3 protein-coding genes are annotated in these 3,046 nt (G+C 42.0%); 2 read left to right on the forward strand and 1 reads right to left on the reverse strand.

Going from position 1 to position 3,046, the window contains the following annotated elements:
* The first annotated feature begins 252 nt into the window (after positions 1–252).
* Entirely contained in the window at positions 253–414 is a 162-nt protein-coding gene (locus tag AB3112_RS10205) for a hypothetical protein (RefSeq protein ID WP_155519314.1), read from the forward strand.
* 77 nt (positions 415–491) lie between these two features.
* Positions 492–2,369 carry a protease pro-enzyme activation domain-containing protein gene (locus tag AB3112_RS10210; RefSeq protein ID WP_084975240.1) on the forward strand — a complete coding sequence of 626 codons (1,878 nt, stop codon included), beginning with the start codon at positions 492–494 and terminating at the stop codon, positions 2,367–2,369.
* A 356-nt stretch (positions 2,370–2,725) separates the two neighbouring features.
* Here AB3112_RS10210 and AB3112_RS10215 read toward each other — a convergent pair.
* A partial coding sequence (locus tag AB3112_RS10215) for a hypothetical protein (protein WP_367334429.1) occupies positions 2,726–3,046 on the reverse strand: 321 nt, incomplete at its 5' end.

Consider the following 3,046-nt stretch of genomic DNA (forward strand, 5'->3'; position numbering starts at 1 on the left):
ATATATTTTTAATCACAAAGATGTATAGATTTCAATCTTCTGCCTAATTTCCATCACTAAAAATGCAACTTTGTTATAATAACAGCATTCATAATAAAGAAAGGTTGATGAACTATCCCACTTTTAACAATTTTGATTGATTTGGCGTGTGTTGGGCTTTATTTTTTCCAAAGCAGCTTCGGCAGCACTGCCATTTACATGATTGGTTTCATTCTCCAGGTTGCGGCAACCCTCTTTTTGGTGGTCGCGTCTTTGACGTACAAGGGCAAAAAGTATACCCGCTGGTCGTTTACCCTGTATAACACGACATTTCGATATGACATCATTGTCATTTCGGCCATCGTGAACGCACTGATCGCCTTTCTTTACGGCTTGAATGTTTTTGGCATTAACAACGTGATTTTTCCCCACTAGGGGCGTGAAATACCTGTTTGTAATAGAGAATGGTATAATTAAAATGTTCACATAATTCATGGAAGAAGTGATTCTTTATGAGGGGAAAACAGTTAGCACTTAGCCTATTGAGTGGTGTCATCGTATTAAGCGGCAGTCTGGTTGTCAATGCAAAATCAACCAGTTACAAACTGCCAAAAGTGGAATTGTCAAAAACAGTCGTCGCAAATATCGCCTTTAAACCACAAAGTTCATCCGGTTTGACCGACTACGTTTACGACACGGTTGATCCGACGTCCACAAATTTTCATCAGTATCTGACACCTGATCAATTCGCCGAAAAGTTTGGACGAACACCTGAACAAATTAGTGCCTTTCAAACTTATTTGAGCCAATACCATTTAAAATCGTCTGCTTATCCCGGCAACCTGGCGTTGAAGGTCTGGGGAACCCGACAAAACTTGATTAAAGCATTCAATGCCAAACGGGTCAAAGTCGGCAAAAAAGACTACCGAACCAAAATCAAGCTACCCGGGAAACTTGCCAGCCAAACGGTTAGTGTCATCGGCGTCTACGCAACCAAGCCAAAGGCCAATAAGGCAAAGACGTCCGTGACCCCCACCATCCCCAAAGATTCAACGCCGCCAAATACTGATTTGAGTAAAACAACCTTCGCCAAAAAATATGGTGCAATGAAGTTTGCTGATCGTTATCAATTATCAAATCTTTACAGCAAAGGGCTGACTGGTCAAGGACAGCGCATCGGCGTCATTACAATGAATGATTTTAAAACCAGTGACGTTGTCAAATACTGGGATCAAAATGGCGTTAATGCCGACTCAAGCCGGGTTAACAAAATCTATCCGGTTGAAAACGCCAAAGCCGGAAAACTGTTGCTCTCGCTTGGAATCAGTGCCCCTCAAATGGAATCAACACTAGATGTCGATCAATCCGGTGCAGTTGCTCCGGGTGCCAACATCGACGCCTACATCGGCATTTCATTAGGGAATGTCACGTCCAGCACCTCGATTTTTTATACTGCATTTATGAATGCCGTCTCGGATGATCGTGATAAGCAATTGACTACCAGCTTTGCGCCAAACGTTGAATTAGCAAGCCGCTGGGAACAAAATGCCAGTGCCTCAATGCAGCAATATAGCGATGCGTTTAACCTGATGCTTGAACAAGCAGCTGCAGAAGGCATTACCGTCTTTCGAGCCAGTGGTGATTATGGTCCGCGTGAATTGCCTTCAAAACAGTTCAATCACGTCTTTTCAACCTCCCCATACCAAGTGATTACCGGGGGCACCACATTGCCTTACACGCGCATTATTGACGGTAAAATTGTGACTGTGAATAAAGAGCGGGCTTGGGGTGATGCCTATAGTGATCCGAAAACAAAGCCCAGCACTTATGCCGGCAGCGGTGGCGGCTTTTCAATTTTGAATCCGACCCCTCGCTATCAGCAGGGTATTTCTGGTGTTAATACGTTTAGAGCAATTGATCTTTTGAAATACAAGGATGGTGGCTACCTGGTTCAAAAAGATCCGCAAATTATTTTTGGCACCGGATCCGGTCGAAACTTCCCAGATGTGTCTGCCAACGCAGATAATCACACTGGATATGCCCTTTACGTTTCCGGCGATAACCTGTCTTATAATTCAAAGACGAAGAAAATTTCAAGTCATTACCTGAAACTTTGGAGTGTTAATGGCGGTACCAGTTTTGTTTCACCACAAATGGCTGGCGCAAACGCCGTCATGAATAGTGGCCGAGATACCCCACTCGGGTTCTGGAACCCACAGATTTACAAATTTGCCACAGAATCCGATTCGCCGTTTAACGTTCTGGACGACGCAGATAATAACAACAATTTGTATTACACTGGTCAACCCGGGAAGCTGTACAACCAGGCTACTGGACTAGGAACCATTAATTTCGATAAATTATTCAGTAAGTTTCAATCTGAAAAGTAAGTGAATTTTTAAAAGCCCTCATCTGGACGATGCGGGCTTTTGTTTTGATTAGTTTTATATGCCACCTCGATTGAGGTTAGAGGAGATCAAACAAATGTTATTGCTAGCAGTTATTTTGTTCTGTTTATTAAGTTACAAGTTCTTCACCAAATGGATTTGGATAATCTTACCATTTGCTATCATCTATGATCTTGGATTGTGGATTGTTTCGCATTGGATGTGGTCTGTTATGATTGCCCTAATTTTGTTAGGACTCTACGATCATTTCATCTATGAACGTCATCACAATGGAAAATCTTTATTTGGCGTTAATAAATAACCCCATTTAAGAAAAAGACACCCAGTAGGCGCCTTTTTCATTCTGATTGGCTGTCCTCCATTTGTTTGACCATATCTTTTAAACCTAAGAACTTATTTCTCAGCGCGATCTCTGCCCATTCGTTGGTATCAGGCTGATTATAATATTGATCAAAATTGAGATTTTCTACAAAAATCCCCTTTTCAGCTGCATCACTCATAAATTCTTTAACTTCTTTGACTAAATCATGATTCATATAAGGATGTGCTTGTATAAACTGCATGATCGGATTACCCTCAACCTTTAGCAGCTCATCAAGTGTTCGACCAGGAGTCATACCAACTGTCAAGGGCAGTTTAAAAATGTAGGTTTTCGGCAG

Origin of the sequence: Lentilactobacillus sp. (genome assembly GCF_040773105.1) — a bacterium.
GTDB lineage: Bacteria > Bacillota > Bacilli > Lactobacillales > Lactobacillaceae > Lentilactobacillus > Lentilactobacillus parabuchneri.